The sequence below is a fragment of the Roseisolibacter agri genome, from assembly GCF_030159095.1.
Taxonomy (GTDB): domain Bacteria; phylum Gemmatimonadota; class Gemmatimonadetes; order Gemmatimonadales; family Gemmatimonadaceae; genus Roseisolibacter; species Roseisolibacter agri.
Genome location: NZ_BRXS01000002.1, coordinates 24,498 through 46,067, shown reverse-complemented (window position 1 = coordinate 46,067; position 21,570 = coordinate 24,498). Strand labels below are relative to the sequence as shown.

Sequence of the window (21,570 nt, the reverse complement as noted above, 5' to 3'; positions counted from 1 at the left end):
CGACTATTCCTCGTCCGCCTCGGTGCCGCCGCGCGCGGCGGTCGCGCCCGGGCGGTACTCCGGCAGGTCGAACTCGTCGGGCTTGAGCGCCGGCTTCCGCCGCCGCGCCGCCTGACCGACGGTCACCGTGCCGCCGCGCTTCCGCCCGCCGATCGGCGTCATCGCCTCCTCGAGCAGCCGGCGCGCCTCGGCCATCACGGCGGGGTCGACGCGGCTGACGCGCCGCGACTTCTCGCGCCGGTAGAGCTCCCCGGGATCGGTCGGGAGCGGCACGGCGGCCTCGAGCGCCGACCCGTCCACCTCGGCCGGCTCGGGCGCGCGCCGTGAGCGACGGGACGCCGGCGGCGTCGCGCGGGTGGTCGCCCGCTTCCGCGGCTCGGCGACCTCGGGCGTGCGGCCTTGCTCTGGCGGGGGCGTGCGTCGGGCGGTGGTGCGAGATCGCATCGGCGGCTCCTGGGCGGGTGGGGGAGCGCTGGTAAATGCACACGCCGTGCGAACGCGAACGATTCTGCGGAGGACGATGGAGCGGAAAACGATGAAGCGGAGAACGGAAGGGCGCGATACGAAAAGGCGGACGCTTGGAGCTCGAAGCTCGCAGCGCCCGCTCTTTCGTTTCACGCCGTATCGTCCTCCGCCCTACCGTTCTCCGCCGTTCCGTCCTCCGCCGTCTCGTGCGCGTCAGAAGACCTTCACGAGGCTCTCATCCAGCTTCCCCGGATCCCCGATGTACGCCAGCCGCAGGTCATGCAGGTACTGCCGCGCCACGCGCCGCACGTCGTCCGGCGTCACCGCGCGCAGCTCCTCGACGAAGCGCGCCGCGCGGCGCCAGTCGCCGCGGTAGAGCTGCGCCCGCGCCAGGAAGTTCGCCTGGTCGGCGTTCGTCTCGTTGTCGAGGAAGTACTCCGTGATGAACTGCTGCCGCAGCTGGTCCAGCCCGCGCGGCGTGATCCACCCCTCCTGCAGGTTGCGCAGCTCCTCGCGCATCAGCGCCAGCGTCGTGCGCGGATCGACCGTCGTCACGTACACGCCGCCCGTCGCCACCGCGCGGTCCACGAACGGCGCGTGCACCGCGTACGACAGGTTGCGCTTGCTGCGGATCTCGGCGAAGAAGCGGCCCGAGAGCACCGCCGTCGCGATGCGCAGCGGATAGTAGTCCGGGCTCGCCGCGCTCGGCCCCGGGAAGTAGCCGAGGAGGTAGTTCGTGGGCAGCTCGCGCCGCTCCACCGCGACGCCGGCGGGCTGCGCGGTCGGCGGCGCCGGCGGCGTCCACGTGTAGCTCCCCTTCGGCAGCGTGCCGAGCGTCGTCGCGACGAGCCGCTCGATGCGCGCGCGGTCGACGTCGCCGACGACCACCAGCAGCATGCGCGACGTCACCATCTGCTCCTGCCGGTACTTCCGCAGGTCGGCGATCGTGATGCGGCGCAGCGACGCCTCGGTGCCGCTCGGCGCGATGCCGTAGGGGTGGCCCGCGAACGCCAGCGAGTCGGCCAGGTACTCGAGCTGCGCATCGGGGCTGTCGCGCCGCTGGCGCACGCCGTTCAGCAGCTGGCCGCGCAGCAGCTCCACCTCGCCCGAGTCGAGCGCGGGACGCAGCAGCCGGTCGGCGAAGATCGCCCACGTCGAGTCGAAGGTCGCCGTCGTGCTGCGCAGCGCGAACGTCGTCCAGTCGTGGTCGGGATCGACACCGATCAGGCTCCCGAGCCGCGCCATCTTCTCGCGCAGCTGCTCGCGCGGATACGCGACCGTGCCGCGCTCGCTCGCCTCCAGCAGGAACGGCTCGAGCCCCGCCTGCTGCGCCGACACCTGCCGCGTGCCGCCGAGCAGGTAGAGGTTCGCGGCGACGACCTCGTTGGACGTGACGCGGCGCAGGATGACCTGGAGGCCGTTGACGTCGAACGACGTGGTGTTGGTGTCGGACGGGGCGAGCATGACCGCCCGGCGCTCGGCGCTCGGCGCTCGCTCCGCCTGCGCGAAGGCAGGTGCAGCAGCGGCGAGAAGCGCCGCCGCCAGAAGGAATCGACGCACGCTCACGGCACCACCCCCGCCGCCGTCGCCTTCTTCCACACGCCCGCCAGCTCCGCCTCGGTCAGCTTCAGCGCCGCGCGGTCCTCGGGCGACAGCAGCACGCCCGTGATGCGCGGCTTGCCGACGATGTACTTCGCTGCGTACCCCTGCAGGTCCGCCGGCGTCTGCTTCGCCATCTCGTCCACGTAGCCCATGAAGTAGTCCAGGTCCGCCACCGCCCACCAGAAGCCGATCGTGTGCGTCAGCCCGCTCGTGCGCTCGGCGCCGAGCGCGCTCTCCATCGCCCGCTGCGCCTTCACCGCCACCAGCTCGTCGGCGCTGAAGTAGCCCGGGTCGTCCAGCTTCTCGATCTCGTCGCGCAGCGCGGCCAGCGCCTCGCGCAGCTTCGCCGGATCGGCCTGGCCGCTGATCGTGATCGGGCCCACCTGGTCGAGCGTGTAGTAGTTCACCGCCACGCCCTGCCACAGCCCGCTGTCCACGAGCTTCCGCTGGAAGCGCGAGCCCGGCGTGTTGAGCGCGTCGCTGAACACGTCCGCCGTGTACGTCGCCGCGCGGTCCCTGCGCACGCTCGGCCCCTGCCACTGCACGAGCACCGTCACCGCGCTCACGCCCGCCTCGGCGATCACGCCCTCGTCGGCGGTGAGCGCGGGGATCGCCGGGATGGGCGCGTCGGCGAACGGATCGGCGCCCTTCGCCCAGTCGCCGTACCAGCGCTCCGCCCACGCGAACACCGAGTCGGGGACGACGTCGCCCGTGACGACGAGCGCGGTGTTGTTCGGCACGTAGTAGCGCTTCTGGATCTCGCGCATCTTCTCGGGCGTCACCGTGCGGATCACCTGCCGGTCGCCGATGATGTTCTTCCGCGAGAACTGCCCCGGATAGAGCCGCTTCGTCAGCTCGTTCTGGAAGCCGAACGCGGGGTTCGCCTCCTGGCGGTCGTACTCGCCCAGCACGACTTCCTTCTCGCGCGCCAGCTCGTCGGCGCGGAAGAGCGGGGAGCGCAGCGCGCTGGCGACCGCGCGCATCGCCGCGGGCAGCGAGTCGGCGGGGAGCGTCATGTAGTAGTTCACGCGCTCCTCCTGCGTCGTGCCGTTGAACACGGCCCCGAGCTCGGTGGCGCGCTGCGTGAACTGGTCGGGCGCCGGGAACTGCTGGCTCGCCTTGAAGAACATGTGCTCGTACATGTGCGCGAGCCCCGCGTAGTCGGGCGGCTGCGTGTACGAGCCGTTCTTCACGTCCACCTCGACGGTGGCCAGCGGCACGCCGTGGTTCTCGACGACGATCACCTCCAGCCCGTTCGGCAGCACGCGGCGGCGGATGACCTTCTCGAGCTCCGCGCGCGACTGCGCGGCGGCCGGCGCCACGGGCGCGGCGACGGCGGCCGAGAGCAGCGTCGCGAGCAGCAGGGCGCGTCGGCGCCAGCGCCGACGCGATGGGAGCGGATGGACGTTCGTGGGCACGTTCCTGGGCACGAGCGACGGGGCGGATGGGCTGACGGCACGAGGGCCGGACGACGGCGTCCGGCCCCCGGGAAGGTGGCGCGACGGCGACGGGCGGGACAGCGGGACGCGGTCCGGAAGGGCGGGCGCAATGCCCGTTCCGCGCCGCTGGCGACCGCCAAGGGGCGTCGTTTGGTTTCGGTTCATGACGTCCACGCTGCCAGCAGTCTCCGATGCGGCCACCGGCGCCGCCCCGACCACCGCCACGCCCCTCACCGACGACCAGCTCGACGCGCTGCGCGGGCGCCTCGGCGCCGACCGCGTGCGGCGCGGCGTCCGACTCGCCCAGTACACCTCGTTCCGCATCGGGGGTCCGGCCGACGCCCTCTACACGGCCCGGTCCGCCGACGAGCTGGAGGCGGCCATCCGGGCCGCTCGCGAGCTCGGCATCCCGCACTTCCTGCTCGGCCTCGGCGCCAACATCCTCGTCGGAGACAGGGGGTTCCGCGGGCTCGTGATCCGCAACGCGGCGCGCCACTTCCGCATCCGCCCCGAGGGCGACACGGGGCACCTGTGGGCCGAGAGCGGCGCGATCATGCAGGACATCATCCTCGAGGCGGTGGAGCGCGGCTGGAGCGGGATCGAGCACTACATCGGGATCCCGAGCACCGTCGGCGGCGCGATCTGGCAGAACCTGCACTTCCTCTCGCCGGCCCCCGAGCGCGAGCGCACGATGTTCATCGCCGAGGCGTTCGAGAGCTGCGAGATCCTCTCGGAGGAGGGGGAGCGGAAGGTCGTGGACGCGGACTACGTGCAGTTCGGCTACGACGACACGGTCTTCCACCACCGCCGCGACATCGTGCTGAGCGCGACGTTCCGGCTGCAGAAGGGCGATCCGGACCGGCTGCACCGCATCCTGCACGAGAACCTGTCGTGGCGCGGCGCGCGGCATCCGTGGCTGCAGATCCATCCCAGCGCGGGCTCGATCTTCAAGAAGATCGAGGGCGTCGGCGCGGGGCGGCTGGTGGACCAGGCGGGGCTCAAGGGCCACCGCCACGGCGGCGCGCAGATCTCGCCGATGCACGCGAACATCGTCGTCAACCGCGGCAGCGCGACGGCGAAGGACGTGCGCGAGCTGATCGCGCTCGCGCAGCGCGCGGTGGAGGAGAAGTTCGGGCAGCGGCTGGAGCCGGAGATCGGGTTCATCGGCGAATTCTGAGGAGAACGGAACGGCGGAGGACGATACGGCGGAGGACGGTGAAGCGGAGGACGGAAGGGCGTGAGACGGAAGGCGGACCCTGTGAGCTTGATGCGTCAAGCTCGAAGGGTCCGCCCTCTCGTTTCACGCGTCATCGTCCTCCGCCGTTCCGTCTTCCGCCCTTCCGTCCTCCGCCGTTCCGTTCTCTTGACACTTCCGCCGGCCACTCGCAGCGTGGGCGGGCGTCGGGAACCGAGCGGACCCCGGTCGGAGGTCACAGGCCATGAGCGCGCCCATCAGCAACCCGCTGTCGTCCTCCACGCCGTCGTCGTACGACGCCACGAGCGATCGCGACGTCGAGGCGAACACGCGCATCGTCCAGCAGGCCATCGCCCACTTCCAGCGCGGCGACATCCCCGCGCTGCTGGACACGATGACGGACGACATCGAGTGGCACATCCCGGTCGTCGAGCACGCGGCGTACACGGGCCCGCGCCACGGGCGCGCGGCCGCCGCGCAATTCTTCGAGGAGCTGGCGGTCCACCAGACGCCGCGCCGCTTCGAGCCGCGCCAGTACATCGCCCAGGGCGACGAGGTGGTGGTCCTCGGCCACTACGCGTGGGACGTCATCCCCACCGGCCGGCAGTGGGAGGGCGAGTACGCGCACGTCTTCACCATCCGCGACGGGCGCATCGCGCGCTTCCGCGAGTACATGGACACGGGGCGGGCGGCGGCGGCTTTCCGACCGGAACCCTGAGGGCGGAGGACGGAACGGCGGAGGACGGAAGGGCGGAAGACGAGAAGGCGTGAGACGAGAGGGCGGACCCTTCGCGCTCGAAGCATCGAGCCGGGAGGTCCGCCCTCTCGTCTCACGGCGTATCGTCCTCCGCGGTATCGTTCTCCGCCCGTTCGTCCTCCGCTCCTCCGCGCCCGGCCCATGCGCCTGCTCGCCTTCGCCACCCTCCTCGCCGCGCCGCTCGCACTGCGCGCCCAGGTCGACACGACCCCGTGCGCGAGCTGCGTCGAGTGGAACGCGCCGCAGCGCCCGTTCCGCATCCACGGCGACAGCTGGTACGTCGGCACGCGCGGGCTGAGCGCGATCCTCGTCACGTCGCCGCAGGGCCACGTGCTGCTCGACGGCGGGCTGCCCGAGTCGGCCGCGCGCATCGCCGAGAACGTGCGCGCGCTCGGCTTCCGCATGGAGGACGTGCGCGTGATTCTCAACTCGCACGCGCACTACGACCACGCGGGCGGCCTCGCGGCGCTGCAGCGGATGTCGGGCGCGACGGTCGCGGCGCATCCGTGGAGCGCGGCCGTCATGCGGCGCGGCACGACGCTGCCCGAGGATCCGCAGCACGGGCTCGACATCCCGTATCCGGCCGTGCCGACGGTGCGCGCGCTCGCCGACGGCGAGACCGTGCGCGTGGGGCCGCTCGCGCTCACCGCGCACTTCACCGGCGGCCACACGCCGGGCGGCACCACCTGGAGCTGGCGCGCGTGCGAGAAGGAGCGCTGCCTCGACCTCGTGTACGCCGACAGCCAGACGCCCGTGTCGGCCGACGGCTTCCTGTTCACGCGCAACACGCGCTACCCGCAGGCGCTGCAGGACTTCGCGCGCGGCCACGCGACGCTCGAGCGGCTGCGGTGCGACGTGCTGCTGACGCCGCACCCGGGGTTCTCGGAGCTCTTCGAGCGGCTGGCGGCGCGCGAGCAGGGGCGCGCGGATGCGTTCCGCGATCCGTCGGCGTGCCGGCGCCTCGCGGCCGATGCGCGGCAGCGGCTCGCCCGGCGCGTCGCGACCAAGCGCGCAGCGACCGAGCGCGCGGTGCCGCCGGCTACGCGACCGTCGGCGCCGTGAGGCGGTAGCGCACGAACCGCTCGTCGCCGATCGTCGTCTCCCCGTCGGCGACGAACCCCAGCCGGTGCAGGCCGCGCACGCGCACGCGGCTCGGCGGCAGCAGCACGATCACCGACGGCAGGCGCATCGCGCCGAACGCGACGTCGAGGATGCGCGTGACGATCGCGCGGCCGACGCCCCAGTGGCGTGGGTGCAGCACGAGTCCCAGGTCGACGTCGTCGCCCTCGGGCTGCAGCCCGCCCCACCCGGCGAGCTCGCCGTCCACCACGAACGCCCACGGCCCGTAGCCGTGCTGCGCCCACAGCCGCTCCTTCGCGGCCACCCAGCGCGCGCACTCCTCCGCGCCGAACGCGCCGCGCGCGAGCGGCATGTGCCGGCGCACGAGCGGATGGTTCATGAGCGCGACGAGCGCGCCGCGGTCGACGTCGGGCAGTCGCTTCAGCTCGATGGTGGCGCGGTCGGGCGGCGTCATGCGGCGAAGGTATCGTCCGCGCGCACGCGCCGCATGGGACACGCGACCCACCACCGCGGCGCGCCCTGACGAGATTCGAACGCGCCGCGCGGGTTGACGCCGCGCGACGGCGTGCGATCGTTGGGCGCCCGCCGACGAATGCATCACATCCCCGCGCGCCCACCTCCGGAGGCTCGATGACGACCCCCGCCCAGAACGCCAGCAGCGACACCAGCGCGTATGCCGCACCGACGCCGGCCGGCCGCTTCGTGTGGCACGACCTGATGACGACCGACGCGTCGCGCGCGCAGGCGTTCTACACCGCGCTCTTCGGATGGACGACGCAGGTGATGCCGATGGGCGAGTTCGGCGACTACACGATGGTGACCGCGGGCGAGCACGGCGTCGGCGGCATCGTCCCGCTCGACGCGGCGCACGGCGTCCCGTCGCACTGGATCGCGTACGCCAGCACCGCCGACGTCGACGCGACGTGCGCGCGCATCGAGGCGCTGGGCGGGAAGACGTGCGTGCCGCCGGCCGACATCCCGGGCGTCGGCCGCTTCGCGGTCAGCGAGGATCCGCAGGGCGCGGTGTTCTCGCCGTTCCGCGGCAACGATCCGTCACCAGAGCCGCCGGTGAACGCGCCGCTCGGCACCGTGGCGTGGAACGAGCTGCTGACGACCGATCCGGAGGCCGCAGCGAAGTTCTACGGCGAGCTGTTCGGCTGGACGCACGAGTCGATGGACATGCCGCTCGGCACGTACGGCCTGTTCAAGCGCGGCGACCAGTACGCGGGCGGGATGATGCCGATGCCGCCCGAGGCGGAGTCGCGCCCGAACTGGCTCCCCTACTTCGCGGTCGCCAGCGCCGACGCCGCGGTGGCGCAGATCGCGGCGCTCGGCGGCACGCCGATGATGGAGCCGATGGACATCCAGGAGTGGGGCCGCATGGCGGTCGCGCAGGATCCGACGGGGGCGTACTTCGCGGTGCTGGAGAACAAGAGCCCGATGTGACGGAGGACGGAGGGGCGGAGGACGGAACGGCGGAGGACGGTGATGCGGAAGACGGTGGGGCGTGATACGATGGGGCGGCGGCGCGACTGGAGCTCCGCGCTCGAATCATCCGCCCCACCGTTTCACGCTCCATCGTTCTCCGCCGTTCCGTTCTCCGCAGCATCGTCCTCCGCCTCATCGTCAGGAGGGTCCATGGCTCGCAGATCCGGCTCGACGCGCAAGACCGCCGCGAAACGCGGCGCTGCGAAGACGGGAACGGCGAAGAAGGGCGCAGTGAAGAAGACGGCCGCGAAGAAGACCGCGGTGAGGAAGTCCGCCGCGAAGCGGCCCACCGCGAAGGTGGTGGCGGAGACCGTGGAGATGGCCGCACCGCCGGCGCAGGCGGTGAAGGCCGCCGCCGCGCCGGCCGCCGCCAGGCGCGCGGCCACCATCGTCTACGTGCACGGCATCGGCAACAAGCCGCTGCCCAGCGTCCTCAAGTGCCAGTGGGACCACGCGCTGTTCGGGTTCGACCTCGGCGAGCGCAGTCGCCTCTCGTACTGGTGCAACCGCGAGTACTATCCGCGGGCCGAGGAGGGGACGTGCAAGGGCGGCGACCTCGTGACGCTGGAGAGCGAGCCGACCGGCGAGGGCCTCAGCGTGCGGCAGCACCTGCACGAGGTCACGCTCGCGCAGGAGGCGCAGAGCATCGCGCCCGACGATCCCGAGGCGCAGCGCTTCCTGGAGCGCGTCGCGGCGACGATCGAGGCGAGCACCGAAGTGCGCGCGACGGAGGCCGATGCCGCCTTCCAGGAGCGGCGGCCGCTGCGCCTGCAGCGCGCGCAGGGCCTCGACGTGGGCGCGCGCGCGGTGGAGGCGAAGATCCTCCCGGTGCCCGAGTTCGTGCGCCGCTGGATCACGCGCCAGCTCACGCGCGCGCTGCTGCGCGACGTGCACGACTTCTTCTTCGTGCCCGCGCGCGGCGCGGCGATGCGCGAGAGCCTGCGCGCGCGGCTGCGCACGGGCGGCGGCCCGTTCGTGATCGTCGCGCACAGCCAGGGCTCGATGATCGCCTACGCGGTGCTGTCGGAGCCGGAGTTCCGCACGCTCGACGTCGCGCTGCTCGTCACCGTCGGGTCGCCGCTCGGCATCAGGGAGGTGCAGGACCAGCTGAAGAAGGAGACGGGGCTCCGCGTCCCGCCGAACGTGCGCCGCTGGCTCAACGTCGCCGATCCGCTGGATCCGGTGGCGCTCGACAAGCGGCTGTCGCAGGACTACGCGCCCAGCGCGACGGGCGTGCGCGTCGAGGACGACGTCGAGTGGAACCTCGACAGCCCGCGCCATCCGCACTCGGGGACGGGCTACCTGCGCACGCCGCCGGTGCGCATGGCGGTGCGGCAGGTCGTGGACACGGCGCTCTTCCAGCCGGTGGCGGAGTTCACGATGGCGCGCGACATGGTGCGCGAGATGGAGAACCGGCCGCCCGACATCCGGCACGAGGTGCTGATCGAGCTGGCGGATCCGGGGCTCACGGGCCGTCCCACCTCGGTGGCGCGCACGGAGGTGCGGCGCCGGCTCGAGGACCGCGCGCGCGACAGCCAGGTCGACTTCGACGACATGGCGCTCGAGGAGCTCGATCGCTTCATGGCGGCCGAGCTGACGCGCGCGGAGGCCGAGTGGCTCGCGCACCAGACGGACGTCACGGTGCTCGGCATCAAGCGCATCTGGCGGAACGCGGTGAAGCGCGCGCTGCTGGACGAGTCGGCGAGCACGGTGCAGGCGTCCACCGCGCACCTGGGCTACCAGGCCGACGGGCGCGGCATCCAGTGGGCGGTGCTGGACACGGGCGTGGTCGCGTCGCATCCGCACCTGGCGGCGCGCAACAGCGTGGTCGCGGAGTACGACTGCACGAAGCGCGGCGCGCTGAAGGAGGGCGGCACCGCCACCGACGGCCACGGCCACGGCACGCACGTCGCGGGCATCATCGCCGGCCGGCACGAGTTCCGGCCCACCGACGGCGTGCCGCGCGTCTTCACCGGCATCGCGCCCGCCGCCAAGCTGCACGTCTACAAGGTGCTGGCCGACGACGGCACGGGGCGCGACGCGTGGATCATCAAGGCGCTCGACCACATCGCGGAGGTGAACCGCCGCGCGGGCCAGCTGGTGATCCACGGCGTGAACCTCAGCCTCGGCGGGCCGTTCGACCAGAGCGTGTTCGGCTGCGGCCACTCGCCGCTGTGCACGGAGCTGCGCCGGCTCTGGCGGCAGGGCGTGGTGGTGGTGCTCGCCGCCGGCAACGAGGGCTTCGCGACGCTGCAGACGCTGGAAGGGCCGATCGAGGCGAACATGGACCTCTCGATCGGCGACCCGGCGAACCTCGAGGACGCGATCGCGGTGGGCTCGACGCACAAGACGCGGCCGCACACGTACGGCATCTCGTACTTCTCGTCGCGCGGCCCCACGGCCGACGGGCGGCAGAAGCCGGACCTGGTGGCGCCCGGTGAGCGCGTGCGCTCGTGCCGGCACGACTGGGTGAAGGGGAACGGCGGCAACGGCGCCGCCGGCACGCCGTCGGCGGAGGACCTCTACGTCGAGATGAGCGGCACCAGCATGGCGGCGCCGCACGTGTCGGGGATCCTCGCGTCGTTCCTGTCCGCGCGCCGCGAGTTCATCGGCGAGCCCGATCGCCTGAAGGCGCTGCTGCTCGCGTCGTGCACGGACCTGCAGCGACACCGGCCGCAGCAGGGGGCGGGGTTGCCGAATCTCACCAAAATGCTCCTGAACACGTGAGACTGCGGAGGACGGAACGGCGGAGGACGATATGGCGGAGAACGGAACGGCGTGAGACGGAAGAGCGGAACTTTCGGCTTGAAGCTTCAAGTGAAGGTCCGCCTTTCCGTTTCACGCCTCATCGTCTTCCGCCGTTCGGTCCTCCGCCGTTCCGTCCTCCGCAGTCTCACTTCATTCGCACCCGCTACTCCGCACCTCCGCCCACATCGCCGCCCACGGCTCGCTCGTCTTCGCCGCGTCCACGCGCGCCCTCCACGCCCGCTCCAGCGTCGGCACGTCCGCGCCGAGCGCCAGCGGCGCGCTCCGCAGCCCGCCCTGCCACAGCGCGCGCAGCCGCGCGGTGCCGTAGGTGTCGAGGACGTGACGCACGAAGCTCCCGGCCTGCACGTACATCGCGGCGCCCGCCTCGCCCTGCACGTCGAAGCGGCGCGGCAGCTCGGCCAGCGGCACGAGACGGCCCTCGGCCGCGAGCGCGGCGGCCATCGCGTGCACGTCGCGCCCGTGGCAGCGGCCGACGGCGTGCATCGCCAGCCCCTCCGAGATCCAGTGACCGGCCGGCGTGCCCCAGCGCTGCCACGACAGCACGTGCATCAGCTCGTGGCGCAGCGGCGCGCGCGCCGAGTCGTTCGTCACGAACAGCACCGCCGACGCCGCGGACTCGGCCCAGCCGCCGGGGGTGCCGCCGGTGAACGGGCGCATCGCCTCGCGCGTGTCGAGCGCCAGCAGCTCGAGGTGCGTCGTGTCGATGGTGGCGCCGAGCAGGCGCAGGTCCGCGTCGCGCGCGGCGACGGCCTGCGCGGCGAGCGCCGGCAGCACACGGGCGGCGCGCGAGCCCGCGGGCGCGTGCACGTGCAGCCCCAGCGCGCGATGCTCCACCCAGCGTCCGCCGGACGACGCGAGCACGCGGCGCACGAACGGCGCGGTGTGCCCGTCGGGGCCCGGTGCCGCGCGGCGCGCCGCGGCCACGCCCGACGCCGCGACCGCGGCGAGCAGCGCGGCGAGCAGCGCGAGACGACGCGGCGGGCGCACGCGATGGAGCGCGTGAGGCGCGGCTAGCGGCCGCCCTCAGCCCCCGCCGCCTCCAGCGCCTCGCTGGCGACGGCCCACTCCTCGAGCGCGGCCTCCAGCGCCGCCTTCCGCTCGTCCAGCGTCCGCGACATCGCGCTCGCACGCTGCACGCCCTCGGGCGTCGCGTAGAGCGTCGGGTCGTCGAGCTGCGCCTGCAGCGCCGCCACCTCCGTCTCCAGCTGCGCCGCGCGCTGCTCGGCGCGCTCGGCGCGGCGCTGCGCGTCGCGCGCGGTGCGGCGGGCGTCGCGGTCGGTCGCCTTGCGCTGCTCCTGCTCCTGCTGGCGCGACGCCTTCTCCTGCTCGCGCGCGCGGTCGGCGCGCTCGGCGTCGCGCTGCCTCTGGCGCGCCTCGGCCTCGCGCCGCGCGCGCTCGTCCGCGTTGTGCGCGTCGGCCACGGTGCGCGACGCCGCGTGCCTCGCCAGCGCGTCCTCGCCGCCGTTCGCCTCCCACTCCGTGAACGGCTCCTCGAAGACGTGCACGCGCCCGTCGTGCAGCGCCCACACCTGCGTCGCCAGCGCGCGCAGCAGCGCGCGGTCGTGCGACACCAGCAGCACCGTGCCGTCGTAGCCGTCCAGCGCGTCCTCCAGCGCCTCGATGCTCTCGACATCCAGGTGGTTCGTCGGCTCGTCGAGGATCAGCAGGTTCGCGCGCTGCAGCATCATCATCGCCAGCGCCACGCGCGCGCGCTCGCCGCCCGAGAGCGTGTCCGCGCGCCGCAGCACCTCGTCCCCGCTGAAGCCGAAGCGGCCCAGGTGGCCCTGCACCAGCCGCCGCTCCCACGTCGGCCGGAGGTCCTGGATCACGTCGTACAGCGTGCGCCCGAACGGCACCTGCGCGAGGTCCTGCCGGTAGTGCGCGACGACGATCGAGTCGCCCGTGCGCAGCGAGCCGTCCAGCAGCGTGCCGCGCTCGCCGACGATCGCCTTCAGCAGCGTGCTCTTGCCCGCGCCGTTCGGGCCGATGAAGCCGATGACCTCACCGCGCGACAGCCGCACGCTGAAGTCGCGGATCAGCGTACGATGCCCGCCGTCCGCGGTGGGGACGCCGAGGGAGGCGCGGTCCGCGACGAGGACCTGGTCGCCGCCGCGGCCCTCCGTCTCCAGCCGCAGCGCCATCACGTCCTCGCCGCCGATGGGCGCGCTGAGGCGCGGCAGCCGCGCGAGCAGCTTGCGCCGTCCCTTCGCCTGCTTCGTGTTCTGGCCGGCGAGGTTGCGGCGGATGTAGTCCTCCTGCGCCGCGATCGTCTTCTGCTGCTTGTCGAACTGGCGCTGCTGCGTCAGCCGCCGCTCCTCGCGCTGCGCCACGAACGCCGCGTAGCCGCCGGCGTACGGGAACATCGACCCGCCCTCGACGTGCAGCACGTGGTCGACGACCGACGTGAGGAACGCGCGGTCGTGGCTGACGAGGATCACCGTGCGATCGACGCCCTGCAGGTACGACTCGAGCCAGCGCGTCGTCTCGAGGTCGAGGTGGTTCGTCGGCTCGTCGAGCAGCAGCACGTCGCCCGGCAGCACGAGCTGGCGCGCGAGGCCCACGCGTCCGCGCTCGCCGCCCGAGAGCGTCTTCAGCAGCCGCGTCTTCGCGACCTCGGGATCGAAGCCCAGGCCGTCGAGCACCTGGTCGACGCGCGCGTGGTACGAGTACCCACCCTCGCGCTCGAAGCGCTCGAGGTCGTGGCCGTAGCGCTCCAGCGCCGCCTCGTCATGCGTCGTCTCGAGCGCCTTCGCCTGCTCGGCCAGCCGCCGCTCCAGCGTGCGCAGCTCGGCGAACGCGCCGGCCACGGCCTCCCACACCGTCTCGGCGTGGCCGAAGTCGCGGTGCTGCTCGAGCAGCGTGACCCTGAGCCCCGGCTGGCGCGCGATCTGGCCGCGCGAGGGCGCCAGCTGGCCCGTGAGCAGCTTGAAGAGCGTCGTCTTCCCGGAGCCGTTGCGCCCGATGATCCCCCACCGCTCGCCCGCGGCGACGGTGAAGGTGACGTCCTGGAAGAGCGTGGTGGCGCCGAATTCGACGGCGACGTTGGAGACGGCGAGCTGCGTCATGCGGACAATCTACAGACGGCGAAGGACGGAACAGCGGAGAACGGTGAAGCGGAGGACGGAAGGGCGTGAAACGGAGGGGCGGACCCGCCAGCTCGAAGCATCGAGCACAGGTCCGCCCCTCTGTTTCACGCTTCATCGTCTTCCGCGGTTCCGTTCTCCGCCGTTCCGTCCTCCGCCTTCGCGCGCCCTACCGATTCTCGTCGTACCCGGCGCGCGGTGCATCACAGTACAGCGCCCCCACCACCGGCACCCCCGGCGCCTCGCCGGCGCGCACGGCGTCGTCGGCGGGCGGCGCGTCGGCCAGCGATCCCAGGCGCCCGCCCGCGCCGTAGCCGCCGTTCCCGTTGGTGCCGTTCGCGCGGCCGTTGCCGTGGGAGCCGTTCGACGAGCCGTTGGCCGAGGGCGTGCTCCCGCCGCCGCCGCCGTTGCCCGAGGGGCGCAGGAGCGCGGTGCGCGCCGCCTCCCGAGCGGGGATGGCGGGGAAGGTGCCCGTCGCGTTGCGCGCGGCATCCTGCGCCTCGTCCGGCTTCAGCTCCAGCAGCCGCAGGAAGTAGCGCTCCGAGAAGCCCGACAGGAACGCGAGCAGCAGGAACGACCCGCCGCTCGTGATCGCGACGCCCGGCACGATCCCCCACGACAGCAGCACGAAGAGCACGATCGCGATCGTCGCGCCGACGATGGGCCGCAGCTCCAGCCGCAGCACGCTGTCCTGGTACTCGGCCGTCGAGACGGTGCTCGCGCGCGCCTGCAGCAGCCCGCTGAGGAAGCCGCCCGCCGCGCCGAACAGCGCCACCGCCGCGCCCGAGAGCCACGCGTCCGACGCCGCCAGCGGCACGAAGCGCAGCACGAACGGCACCGTCAGCCGCGCGCCCGATCCGGGCGGCACCGCCGGCATCAGCATCGGCAGCAGCAGCACCAGCACGCCCAGCAGCACCATCCCGCGGTCGCGCAGGATCGTCAGCCGCTCCAGCTGCAGCCCGCTCGTGATCTGGCGCTCGGTGACCGCGGTGTTGAGCACCGACGTCGCCTCGTCGATCGCGCTGCGCAGCTCGTGCAGCGGCACCTGCATCCGCCCGCCGCCCGCGCCGTCGGTCGCCTGCGCCAGCCGGCGCAGCAGCGGCTCGAGCACCTCGCGCACGTCGGCCGGCACCTCCTGCTCCAGCCGGCGGCGCAGCGACGGGATGCGCGCCGAGAGCAGGTACGACGGCGTCGCCCAGACGATGCAGCGCTCGACGAGGTCGAGCGTCGAGGAGACCGCGAGGAGATCCGGGTCCGGCTGCTCCAGCGCCTTGCGCGCGCCGTGCAGCAGCCCGACCGCGCACTGGCCCGTGACGACGTCCACCGGCTCGCCGCCCAGCATGCCGTACGACCAGTTGCCGAAGACCGTGCGGAAGTCGGTCTCGAGCTCCAGATAGCGCACGCGGCACTGGTGCAGCACGTACGAGTCGTAGCGGTGCAGCCCGCTGCGGCGCAGCCGCGTCGCCGACCACGCGGGCTGCGGCCAGTGCTGCGGGTCGAGCCAGCTCTGGACCTCGTGCGTCCACTCGGTGGCGCTGCGGTCGCGGCCGGCGTCGCCGGCGAGCGGGTGGTCGCCCGTGAACGTGCCGCGCGACTCCGGTGCCGACTCCTCGCGCGCCTCCGGCGCGACGGGGGCCGGCTTCGTGGCGCGCGCCACGGCGATCGTCTTCGATTCGCTCATGCTCCCCTCCCGCCCGCACCCGGGCGCTCGCGCCGTCCCGCACCGTGCAGTGCCGGGACGCGCCTTCGACGTTATGACCGCCTGGTCGAGCCGGGTAGAGCCTCGCCGGCCATCGGCGTCACGCCGCTGGCCACCAATGTGCGCCGCGTCACATCACCGCGCAGCCCTTTCCGCCCGCTCAGGACGATGTCGCGTCGCTGCCGGTCACTTGCCGCACCACTGCTTCCACTCGGCCTCGTTGAGCCCGACGGTGAGCTTGTGCTGGAAGCGCACGAGCGGCGTGCGCACGAGCCCCGGATCGTCCACCAGCAGCTCCAGCCACCGCTCGTCGCCATAGCGCGCGACGCCGAGCCCGCGTTCCGCAAACCGCTTTCCCTCGCGGTCCACGAGCGCCTGCACGCCGAACTTCTGCGCGAAGCGCTTGAGCTCCCCGGGCGCCGCCGCGCGCTCCGCGAAGTCCACGAAGTGCGTCTTCACGCGCCGCTCGGCGAAGAAGCGCAATGCTTTCCGAGTATCGGGGTCCTTCTTGTGGCCGAAGATCTGGACTTCCATGACAGAGACTCTGTGGGCTGCGGGCTGCGGATGCTCGAGGCTTCGTGCTGCGTGCTGCGTGGCCTGCGACGTCGCGCCGGAGCCCTGTGGCCTTTGGGAGGGATGCGGATGCTGCGGATCTGAACGGATGCTCCGGATCGTCCCGCGCGGCGGCGACGTCCCACGCGCCACACGGAGGGATCCGTCTGATCCGTTCAGATCCGGAGCATCCGCATCCTCTCCAAGAGGCAAACGAGTCCAGCGCGCCGACACCTCCCGAGGTCCGACCCGCAGTCCGCGGTCCGCAGCTCCCGGCGCGGCGAGGGCGTGATCGCGCGCATCACTGCACCCATGGAATTTCGGGCGCGCGATGGAAGTTGACGCCGAGCGCCGAGAGCCGCGCCCCGTGCGCACCGAGCCGCGCGCGGAATGCCGCCCACTCGCGCCCCGCCTGCGGCGTCCAGCCCACCTCGGCCAGCGCGAGCAGGCGCGGGAAGGCCATCGCCTCGAAGTCGCTGCGCTTCTCCAGCGTCTCCGACCAGAGCGGCGCCTCGACGCCGAGGACGCTGCGCTCGGTCACGCCGGGCAGCTCGGTGGCGGGGTTCCACTCGTACGTGTCGCGCACGCCCACCAGCCCCGCCCAGCGCAGGCCGAGCACCGTCGCGCTGTCGTACTTCATGTCGAGGTAGACGCGCCGCGCCGGCGACAGCACCACGCGCCCGCCGCGCGCCGCGTGCAGGAAGGTCGAGTCGCGCACGCCCTTCGCGTCGGAGCGCCAGTGCTGCACGACCGTTGCCGTGTCCAGCTTCGCGGGCGCGATCTCGCCCCAGCCCACCGCGCGCTTGCCGTGCGACCGCACGATCCCCTCGACGCGCTCGATGAAGCGCAGGTAGTCGGGGTGCGTCAGCTTCTCCACCTCGTCGCCGCCGATGTGGAGCCACGGGCCCGGCGTCAGCGCGGCCAGCTCCTTCACGACGTCGTTCACGAACGCGTAGACCGTGTCCTTCGACGCGCACAGCGTCGAGAAGCCCACGCGCGTGCCCGTGTACGGTGGCGGCGCCACGCCGTCGCAGTTGAGCGCGGGATACGACGACAGCGCCGCGTTCGTGTGCCCGGGCATGTCGATCTCGGGTACGACGGTGATGAAGCGGTCACGCGCGTAGGCCACGAGCTCGGCGTACTGCGCCTGCGTGTAGTAGCCGCCCGTGCCGCCGCCCACCTGCAGCCGCCCGCCGAACTGCGCGAGGTTCGGCCACGACCGGATCTCGATGCGCCAGCCCTGGTCGTCGCTCAGGTGCAGGTGCAGCCGGTTCAGCTTGTAGAGCGCCATCGCGTCGATGAAGCGCTTCACGTCCTCGGCCGGCAGGAAGTGGCGCGCGACGTCGAGCATGGCGCCGCGCCACGCGAAGCGCGGCGCGTCCTCGATGCGGCCCGTCGGCACGCTCAGCCGCCGCCCGATCGCGGCCGGATGCTCGACCGCCACCGGCAGCAGCTGCCGCAGCGTCTGCACCGCGTGGAAGAGCCCCGCCGGCTCGCGCGCGGCGAGCGTCACGCGCTCGGTGGTGACCGTCAGCGCGTAGCCCTCGTCGCCCGGTGACGGCTCATCGGCCGACGCGAGCGCGAGATGGATCGCGTGCCGCCCCGGCGCCTCGCCCGCCGCCAGCCGCCGCGGCTCGCGCGGCACGCTCGGCGCCAGCATCGCGGCGGTCAGGCGCGCGATGCGCTCGACCTCGGGCGCGGCGTCGGCGTCGAACGTCACCGTCGTGCTCTCGGTGACGACGAAGCGCTCCGTCGTCGAGAGCTCCATGCGCGTCGGCGCGGGAATGAGCGCGGGGCGCGGCAGCGGTGCCGGCGTCGCGGGGACCGCCGCGGGCGTGGGAGCCGGCGTGGGCGTGGGCGCGGGCGACGGGGCGCGGCGCGGCGCGCACGCGGACAGGGCGAGCGCAACGGACAGCGCGCGCGCGACGGACCGGGAGGGGGTGGGCATGCGACGAATATCGAGGGCGGACGCGGCCGCGCGAACCCCCGCCGCGCCCGCTCCGCGCCCGTTCAGAACAGCTTGCGGACCGCCCGCGCCCCGAACGCCGCCACCACCAGCGCGACGACGAGCACGCCGAGCGTCGCGGCCGCGTGCGGCGCCCAGGGGTGTCCGCGCCAGACGTCCATCGCCAGCCGGGCGACGCCATGGTTGATCGTGCCGAACGCGACGGCGAGCGCGACGAGCAGCAATGGCACCGTGAGCGCCGTGTCGCGCACCCGCCAGGCCGCGTAGCCGCGCGCGCGCATCGTCTCGGACACCATCAGGTGCAGCACGAACAGCACGACGCCCACCTCGACGAGGGCGAGCACGGCCGGGACGACGCGAAGGGCGAGGGCGAGCGGAGGCATGGACGTGTATACTGGGCGACGAGGCCCGCGCGCGCATCCGCGGCGGGCGCAGCACTGCCGGTTCCGCGTCATGTCGTCCCCCTCCCCGTCCAATCGCCCCGCTCCCGCCTTCCGCCCCGCGTGGTGGGCCCGCAACCCGCACGCGCAGACGATCTGGGGGAAGCTCACGCGCCGCCTTCCGCGCGTCGCCACGCGCACGGAGCGCTGGGACACGCCGGACGGCGACTTCCTGGACGTCGAGCGCCTGAGCGCCGACCCGTCGCGCGGCGACCCCGCGCGCGCGCCGCGGCTGCTGCTGCTCCACGGCCTCGAGGGCGGGCGCCAGTCGCACTACGCCTGGGGGATGTTCGCCGAGGCGGCGCGGCGCGGCTGGGCGATGGACCTGATGCTGCACCGCTCGTGCGGCGGCGAGATCAACCGCCAGCGCCGCTTCTACCACTCGGGCGAGACGGGCGACGCGGGGATGGTGCTCGACCGCATCGCGAGCGAGTTCCCCGACGCGCCGCTGACGGCGGTCGGCGTCTCCCTGGGCGGCAACCAGCTCGTGAAGTACCTGGGCGAGCGCGGCGAGCGCGTGCCGTCGACGCTGCGGCGCGCGGTGGCGATCTCGGTGCCGTTCGACCTCGCGCGCGGCTCGCGGCACATCAGCCAGGGCTTCGCGCGCGTGTACGAGCGCCACTTCCTGCGCTCGCTGGTGCGCAAGGTCGAGGCGAAGCTGGCGGCGTACCCCGACCTGATCGCGGCGGAGCGGCTGCCGGGCGTGCGCACGCTCTACGACTTCGACGACCTGCTGACGGGCCCCGTGCACGGCTTCGCGGGCGCGGACGACTACTACGCGCGCAGCAGCGCGATCCGCTTCCTGCACGGCGTGCGCGTGCCGACGCTGCTGCTGAGCGCCGTCGACGATCCGTTCCTCCCCGCCGCGGTGCTCGACGAGGTGCGCGCGATCGCGGTCGCGAATCCCGCGCTGACGATCGAGTTCCACGAGCGCGGCGGGCACGTGGGCTTCGTCGGCGGGCGCGTGCCGTGGGCCCCCGACTACTACGCCGAGCGGCGCGCGTTCGAGTTCGCGGCGGCGATGACGCGCGACTCGGCGGTGCCGGCGCTCACGCAGCGCGCGGGCTGAGTCGGCGCGCGCTCACTCCGGCAGCAGCTCGGCCACCGGCGCGGTGAAGCCGGGCAGCACGTCGCCGCCGTCGATCGCGTCGTCGGGGCCGTGCAGGCGCGCGAGGCCGTCGGGCGTGTGCGCGACGATGCTGCGCGTGTCGGGGTAGACGACCCACACCGCGCGCGTGCCGGCGCGCAGGTAGCCCTGCACCTTGTGCGCGAGCTCGCCGGCGCGGTCGCCGGGCGACACGATCTCGATCGCGAGGTCCGGCGCGCCCTCGTAGAAGCGGTGCGCGACCGCGCGTGCGGGCAGCCGGTCCGTTCGGATGAACGAGACGTCCGGGCCGCGCACGGTGTCGGGGCGGCGGGAGAGAACGTAGCCGGATTCGGCCACGACCAGACCGAGACTGTTCGCATCGACGAAGGCGGTCAGTCGAGTGCCGATGCGCATCACGAGCGCCCCGTGCCACATGCCGGGCGGCTCCGACACCACGAGTCGCCCCTCGACCAATTCGTAGCTCTGGTCGTCGTCAGGCAGTCCGTACAGGTCCTCGGCGGTCAGCAGCGGCTCGGTGGTGAGCGAGTTCGTCATGCCGTCCTCCGACGGGTGGATGCCGCAAGCTACGACGCATCGGTCGCCGAGTCACGCACGCAACCCTGCCGGCCCGGGGCGTGTCCACGTCGGGGCACCGCGACCGCGGATGCCACGACCACCGACCCGTGCACGCTCCCATGCTCGCGCGCCACCTCCTTCGCCTCGCCACGTGCGCCGTCGTCGGCGCGGCGGCGCCGCTCGCACTCTTCGCACAGATGACGGCACCCGCGCCCACCGGCCCGCACGCGGTCGGACGGCGCCTGCTGACGTGGGTGGACTCCGCGCGGCGCGATCCCACCGACACGACGCACGCGCGCACGATCACGGCGTGGCTCTGGTATCCGGCGGCGAAGCCTGCACGCGTCGCGCGCGGAGACGCGGCGCTCCAGCCCGCGCTCGACGGCGCGTGGGGCGACCTGCGCGCGACCGCGTCGGCGGCGAAGATCGGCGACGCCGCGGCGGCGGCGATGCGCGGGCTGCGCGTGCACGCGGTGACGGACGCGCCGTGGGCGCGCGACGCGGGCCGCGCGCCGGTGCTCGTCTTCACGCCCGGCAACGGCTGGCTGCCCACCGACTACGGCGTGATGCTCGAGGACCTCGCGAGCCACGGCTACGCGGTCGTCGGCGTCGCGCCGGCGGGGCTCGCGGACGTCGTGGTCCACGGGGACGGCCGCGTCGTCCCCAAGACGCTCGGCGTCGGCGCGGCGATCGCCGACGACCAGCGGCACGCGCACGACGACGTGCTGCACGTGCTGCGGCAGCTGCGCGCGCTCGACACCGCATCGCGCTCGCCCGCGCGTGGACGGCTCGACCTCACGCGCGTCGCCGCGCTCGGCCACTCGCTGGGCGGCACCACCGCGATCGTCGCGGCGGCGCGCGACACGCTCGTGCGCGCCGCCATGAACCTCGACGGCGACGCGATGGGCGCCGCGGTGCTCGACGCGCGCCCGCGCCAGCCGCTCCTCTTCGTCAGCAGCGAGCTGCCGGCGATGGACGAGGCACCCGCCGGCCGCGACTCCGCGTGGTACGTGCTCACGCGGCAGGGCGTGGAGCGCAGCGAGCGGCGGCGCACCGGCGAGTGGGCACGGATCTCCTCCCGCTCGGCTGACGCGCGCCGCGTGCGCCTGCTGGGCGCGCGCCACCTCGACTTCACGGATGCGGCGCTGGCCGAGTCGCTGATCGTGGGCGCGGAGCGGCGGTGGATGCGCTGGGGGCCGATCGACGGCACGCGCGCGCTGCGCGTCACGACGGACCTCGTGCGCGCGTTCCTCGACCACGCGCTGCTGGGCCGCCCCGCGGACGTGCTGCTGGAGCACCCCGAGCGCCGCTACGGCGAGCTGCGGCTGGTGACCGGCGACGAGGCGGGTGGCGGGCCCGCTTAGCTTTCTCG

At 73.5% G+C, this 21,570-nt stretch carries 19 protein-coding genes; 7 read left to right on the top strand and 12 right to left on the bottom strand.

Annotation, left to right across the window (positions count from 1 at the left end):
* Window positions 1-3: 3 nt before the first annotated feature.
* The 3 genes from rosag_RS04780 to rosag_RS04770 form a co-directional block, all read right to left on the bottom strand.
* Complete coding sequence (locus rosag_RS04780) at window positions 4-444, bottom strand: flagellar biosynthesis protein FlhF (RefSeq protein WP_284348903.1); 441 nt, start codon at window positions 442-444, stop codon at window positions 4-6.
* 234 nt (window positions 445-678) lie between these two features.
* Window positions 679-1,929, bottom strand: a complete 1,251-nt coding sequence (locus rosag_RS04775) for a M16 family metallopeptidase (protein ID WP_284348902.1) — start codon at window positions 1,927-1,929, stop codon at window positions 679-681.
* Window positions 1,930-2,027: 98 nt separating this feature from the next.
* Entirely contained in the window at window positions 2,028-3,485 is a 1,458-nt protein-coding gene (locus rosag_RS04770) for a M16 family metallopeptidase (RefSeq protein ID WP_284348901.1), read from the bottom strand.
* Window positions 3,486-3,669: 184 nt separating this feature from the next.
* On the opposite strand from rosag_RS04770, the gene murB reads away from it, so the two are divergent.
* The 3 genes from murB to bla all read left to right on the top strand — a co-directional run bounded on the left by murB (window position 3,670) and on the right by bla (window position 6,520).
* Entirely contained in the window at window positions 3,670-4,683 is a 1,014-nt protein-coding gene (gene murB, locus rosag_RS04765; RefSeq protein ID WP_284348900.1) for a UDP-N-acetylmuramate dehydrogenase, read from the top strand.
* A gap of 262 nt (window positions 4,684-4,945) precedes the next feature.
* A complete protein-coding gene (locus rosag_RS04760; RefSeq protein ID WP_284348899.1) occupies window positions 4,946-5,419 on the top strand; it encodes a nuclear transport factor 2 family protein in 474 nt (157 codons plus the stop codon).
* A 180-nt stretch (window positions 5,420-5,599) separates the two neighbouring features.
* Window positions 5,600-6,520, top strand: a complete 921-nt coding sequence (gene bla / locus rosag_RS04755) for a subclass B3 metallo-beta-lactamase (protein WP_284348898.1) — start codon at window positions 5,600-5,602, stop codon at window positions 6,518-6,520.
* Here the strand turns inward: bla and rosag_RS04750 are convergent.
* The gene (locus rosag_RS04750; RefSeq protein WP_284348897.1) at window positions 6,498-6,992 is read right to left on the bottom strand and encodes a GNAT family N-acetyltransferase; all 495 of its coding nucleotides are present in this window, start codon (window positions 6,990-6,992) and stop codon (window positions 6,498-6,500) included. The two genes, bla and rosag_RS04750, sit on opposite strands and share 23 nt — an antisense overlap.
* 176 nt (window positions 6,993-7,168) lie before the next feature.
* On the opposite strand from rosag_RS04750, the gene rosag_RS04745 reads away from it, so the two are divergent.
* Window positions 7,169-7,984 (top strand): VOC family protein, encoded by an 816-nt coding sequence (locus rosag_RS04745; protein WP_284348896.1) that lies wholly within the window; start codon window positions 7,169-7,171, stop codon window positions 7,982-7,984.
* A gap of 122 nt (window positions 7,985-8,106) precedes the next feature.
* Here the strand turns inward: rosag_RS04745 and rosag_RS04740 are convergent, their stop codons facing one another.
* Window positions 8,107-8,316 (bottom strand): hypothetical protein, encoded by a 210-nt coding sequence (locus rosag_RS04740; RefSeq protein WP_284348895.1) that lies wholly within the window; start codon window positions 8,314-8,316, stop codon window positions 8,107-8,109.
* Here rosag_RS04740 and rosag_RS04735 point away from each other — a divergent pair.
* Window positions 8,288-10,753, top strand: a complete 2,466-nt coding sequence (locus rosag_RS04735; RefSeq protein ID WP_284348894.1) for a S8 family serine peptidase — start codon at window positions 8,288-8,290, stop codon at window positions 10,751-10,753. The two genes, rosag_RS04740 and rosag_RS04735, sit on opposite strands and share 29 nt — an antisense overlap.
* A 171-nt stretch (window positions 10,754-10,924) precedes the next feature.
* Here the strand turns inward: rosag_RS04735 and rosag_RS04730 are convergent, their stop codons facing one another.
* From rosag_RS04730 to rosag_RS04705, 6 genes are all read right to left on the bottom strand, one after another.
* The gene (locus tag rosag_RS04730; RefSeq protein WP_284348893.1) at window positions 10,925-11,782 is read right to left on the bottom strand and encodes a gluzincin family metallopeptidase; all 858 of its coding nucleotides are present in this window, start codon (window positions 11,780-11,782) and stop codon (window positions 10,925-10,927) included.
* Between the two features lie 23 nt (window positions 11,783-11,805).
* Window positions 11,806-13,860 (bottom strand): ABC-F family ATP-binding cassette domain-containing protein, encoded by a 2,055-nt coding sequence (locus tag rosag_RS04725; protein WP_284348892.1) that lies wholly within the window; start codon window positions 13,858-13,860, stop codon window positions 11,806-11,808.
* 187 nt (window positions 13,861-14,047) lie between these two features.
* Window positions 14,048-15,559 (bottom strand): hypothetical protein, encoded by a 1,512-nt coding sequence (locus tag rosag_RS04720; RefSeq protein ID WP_284348891.1) that lies wholly within the window; start codon window positions 15,557-15,559, stop codon window positions 14,048-14,050.
* Between the two features lie 204 nt (window positions 15,560-15,763).
* On the bottom strand, window positions 15,764-16,111 hold the full coding sequence (locus rosag_RS04715; protein WP_284348890.1) for an arsenate reductase family protein: 348 nt from the start codon (window positions 16,109-16,111) through the stop codon (window positions 15,764-15,766).
* A 319-nt stretch (window positions 16,112-16,430) separates the two neighbouring features.
* Complete coding sequence (locus rosag_RS04710) at window positions 16,431-18,077, bottom strand: beta-N-acetylhexosaminidase (protein WP_284348889.1); 1,647 nt, start codon at window positions 18,075-18,077, stop codon at window positions 16,431-16,433.
* 62 nt (window positions 18,078-18,139) lie between these two features.
* On the bottom strand, window positions 18,140-18,478 hold the full coding sequence (locus rosag_RS04705) for a hypothetical protein (RefSeq protein WP_284348888.1): 339 nt from the start codon (window positions 18,476-18,478) through the stop codon (window positions 18,140-18,142).
* 70 nt (window positions 18,479-18,548) lie between these two features.
* On the opposite strand from rosag_RS04705, the gene rosag_RS04700 reads away from it, so the two are divergent.
* Window positions 18,549-19,604, top strand: coding sequence for a hydrolase (locus rosag_RS04700; protein WP_284348887.1), 1,056 nt, complete (start codon window positions 18,549-18,551; stop codon window positions 19,602-19,604).
* Window positions 19,605-19,616: 12 nt separating this feature from the next.
* On the opposite strand, the gene rosag_RS04695 is transcribed toward rosag_RS04700, so the two are convergent.
* Entirely contained in the window at window positions 19,617-20,177 is a 561-nt protein-coding gene (locus tag rosag_RS04695; protein ID WP_284348886.1) for a Uma2 family endonuclease, read from the bottom strand.
* Between the two features lie 128 nt (window positions 20,178-20,305).
* Between rosag_RS04695 and rosag_RS04690 the strand changes: the two genes are divergently transcribed.
* Window positions 20,306-21,562, top strand: coding sequence for an alpha/beta hydrolase (locus rosag_RS04690; protein WP_284348885.1), 1,257 nt, complete (start codon window positions 20,306-20,308; stop codon window positions 21,560-21,562).
* Window positions 21,563-21,570 lie beyond the last annotated feature (8 nt).

Coding starts and splice junctions, on each gene's coding strand:
- rosag_RS04760 (WP_284348899.1), top strand. CDS start 4,946: ATGAGCGCGCCCATCAGCAACCCGCTGTCGTCCTCCACGCCGTCGTCG.
- rosag_RS04775 (WP_284348902.1), bottom strand. CDS start 1,929: ATGCTCGCCCCGTCCGACACCAACACCACGTCGTTCGACGTCAACGGC.
- rosag_RS04715 (WP_284348890.1), bottom strand. CDS start 16,111: ATGGAAGTCCAGATCTTCGGCCACAAGAAGGACCCCGATACTCGGAAA.
- bla (WP_284348898.1), top strand. CDS start 5,600: ATGCGCCTGCTCGCCTTCGCCACCCTCCTCGCCGCGCCGCTCGCACTG.
- rosag_RS04705 (WP_284348888.1), bottom strand. CDS start 18,478: ATGCCTCCGCTCGCCCTCGCCCTTCGCGTCGTCCCGGCCGTGCTCGCC.
- rosag_RS04710 (WP_284348889.1), bottom strand. CDS start 18,077: ATGCCCACCCCCTCCCGGTCCGTCGCGCGCGCGCTGTCCGTTGCGCTC.
- rosag_RS04700 (WP_284348887.1), top strand. CDS start 18,549: ATGTCGTCCCCCTCCCCGTCCAATCGCCCCGCTCCCGCCTTCCGCCCC.
- rosag_RS04745 (WP_284348896.1), top strand. CDS start 7,169: ATGACGACCCCCGCCCAGAACGCCAGCAGCGACACCAGCGCGTATGCC.
- rosag_RS04750 (WP_284348897.1), bottom strand. CDS start 6,992: ATGACGCCGCCCGACCGCGCCACCATCGAGCTGAAGCGACTGCCCGAC.
- rosag_RS04720 (WP_284348891.1), bottom strand. CDS start 15,559: ATGAGCGAATCGAAGACGATCGCCGTGGCGCGCGCCACGAAGCCGGCC.
- rosag_RS04780 (WP_284348903.1), bottom strand. CDS start 444: ATGCGATCTCGCACCACCGCCCGACGCACGCCCCCGCCAGAGCAAGGC.
- murB (WP_284348900.1), top strand. CDS start 3,670: ATGACGTCCACGCTGCCAGCAGTCTCCGATGCGGCCACCGGCGCCGCC.
- rosag_RS04695 (WP_284348886.1), bottom strand. CDS start 20,177: ATGACGAACTCGCTCACCACCGAGCCGCTGCTGACCGCCGAGGACCTG.
- rosag_RS04725 (WP_284348892.1), bottom strand. CDS start 13,860: ATGACGCAGCTCGCCGTCTCCAACGTCGCCGTCGAATTCGGCGCCACC.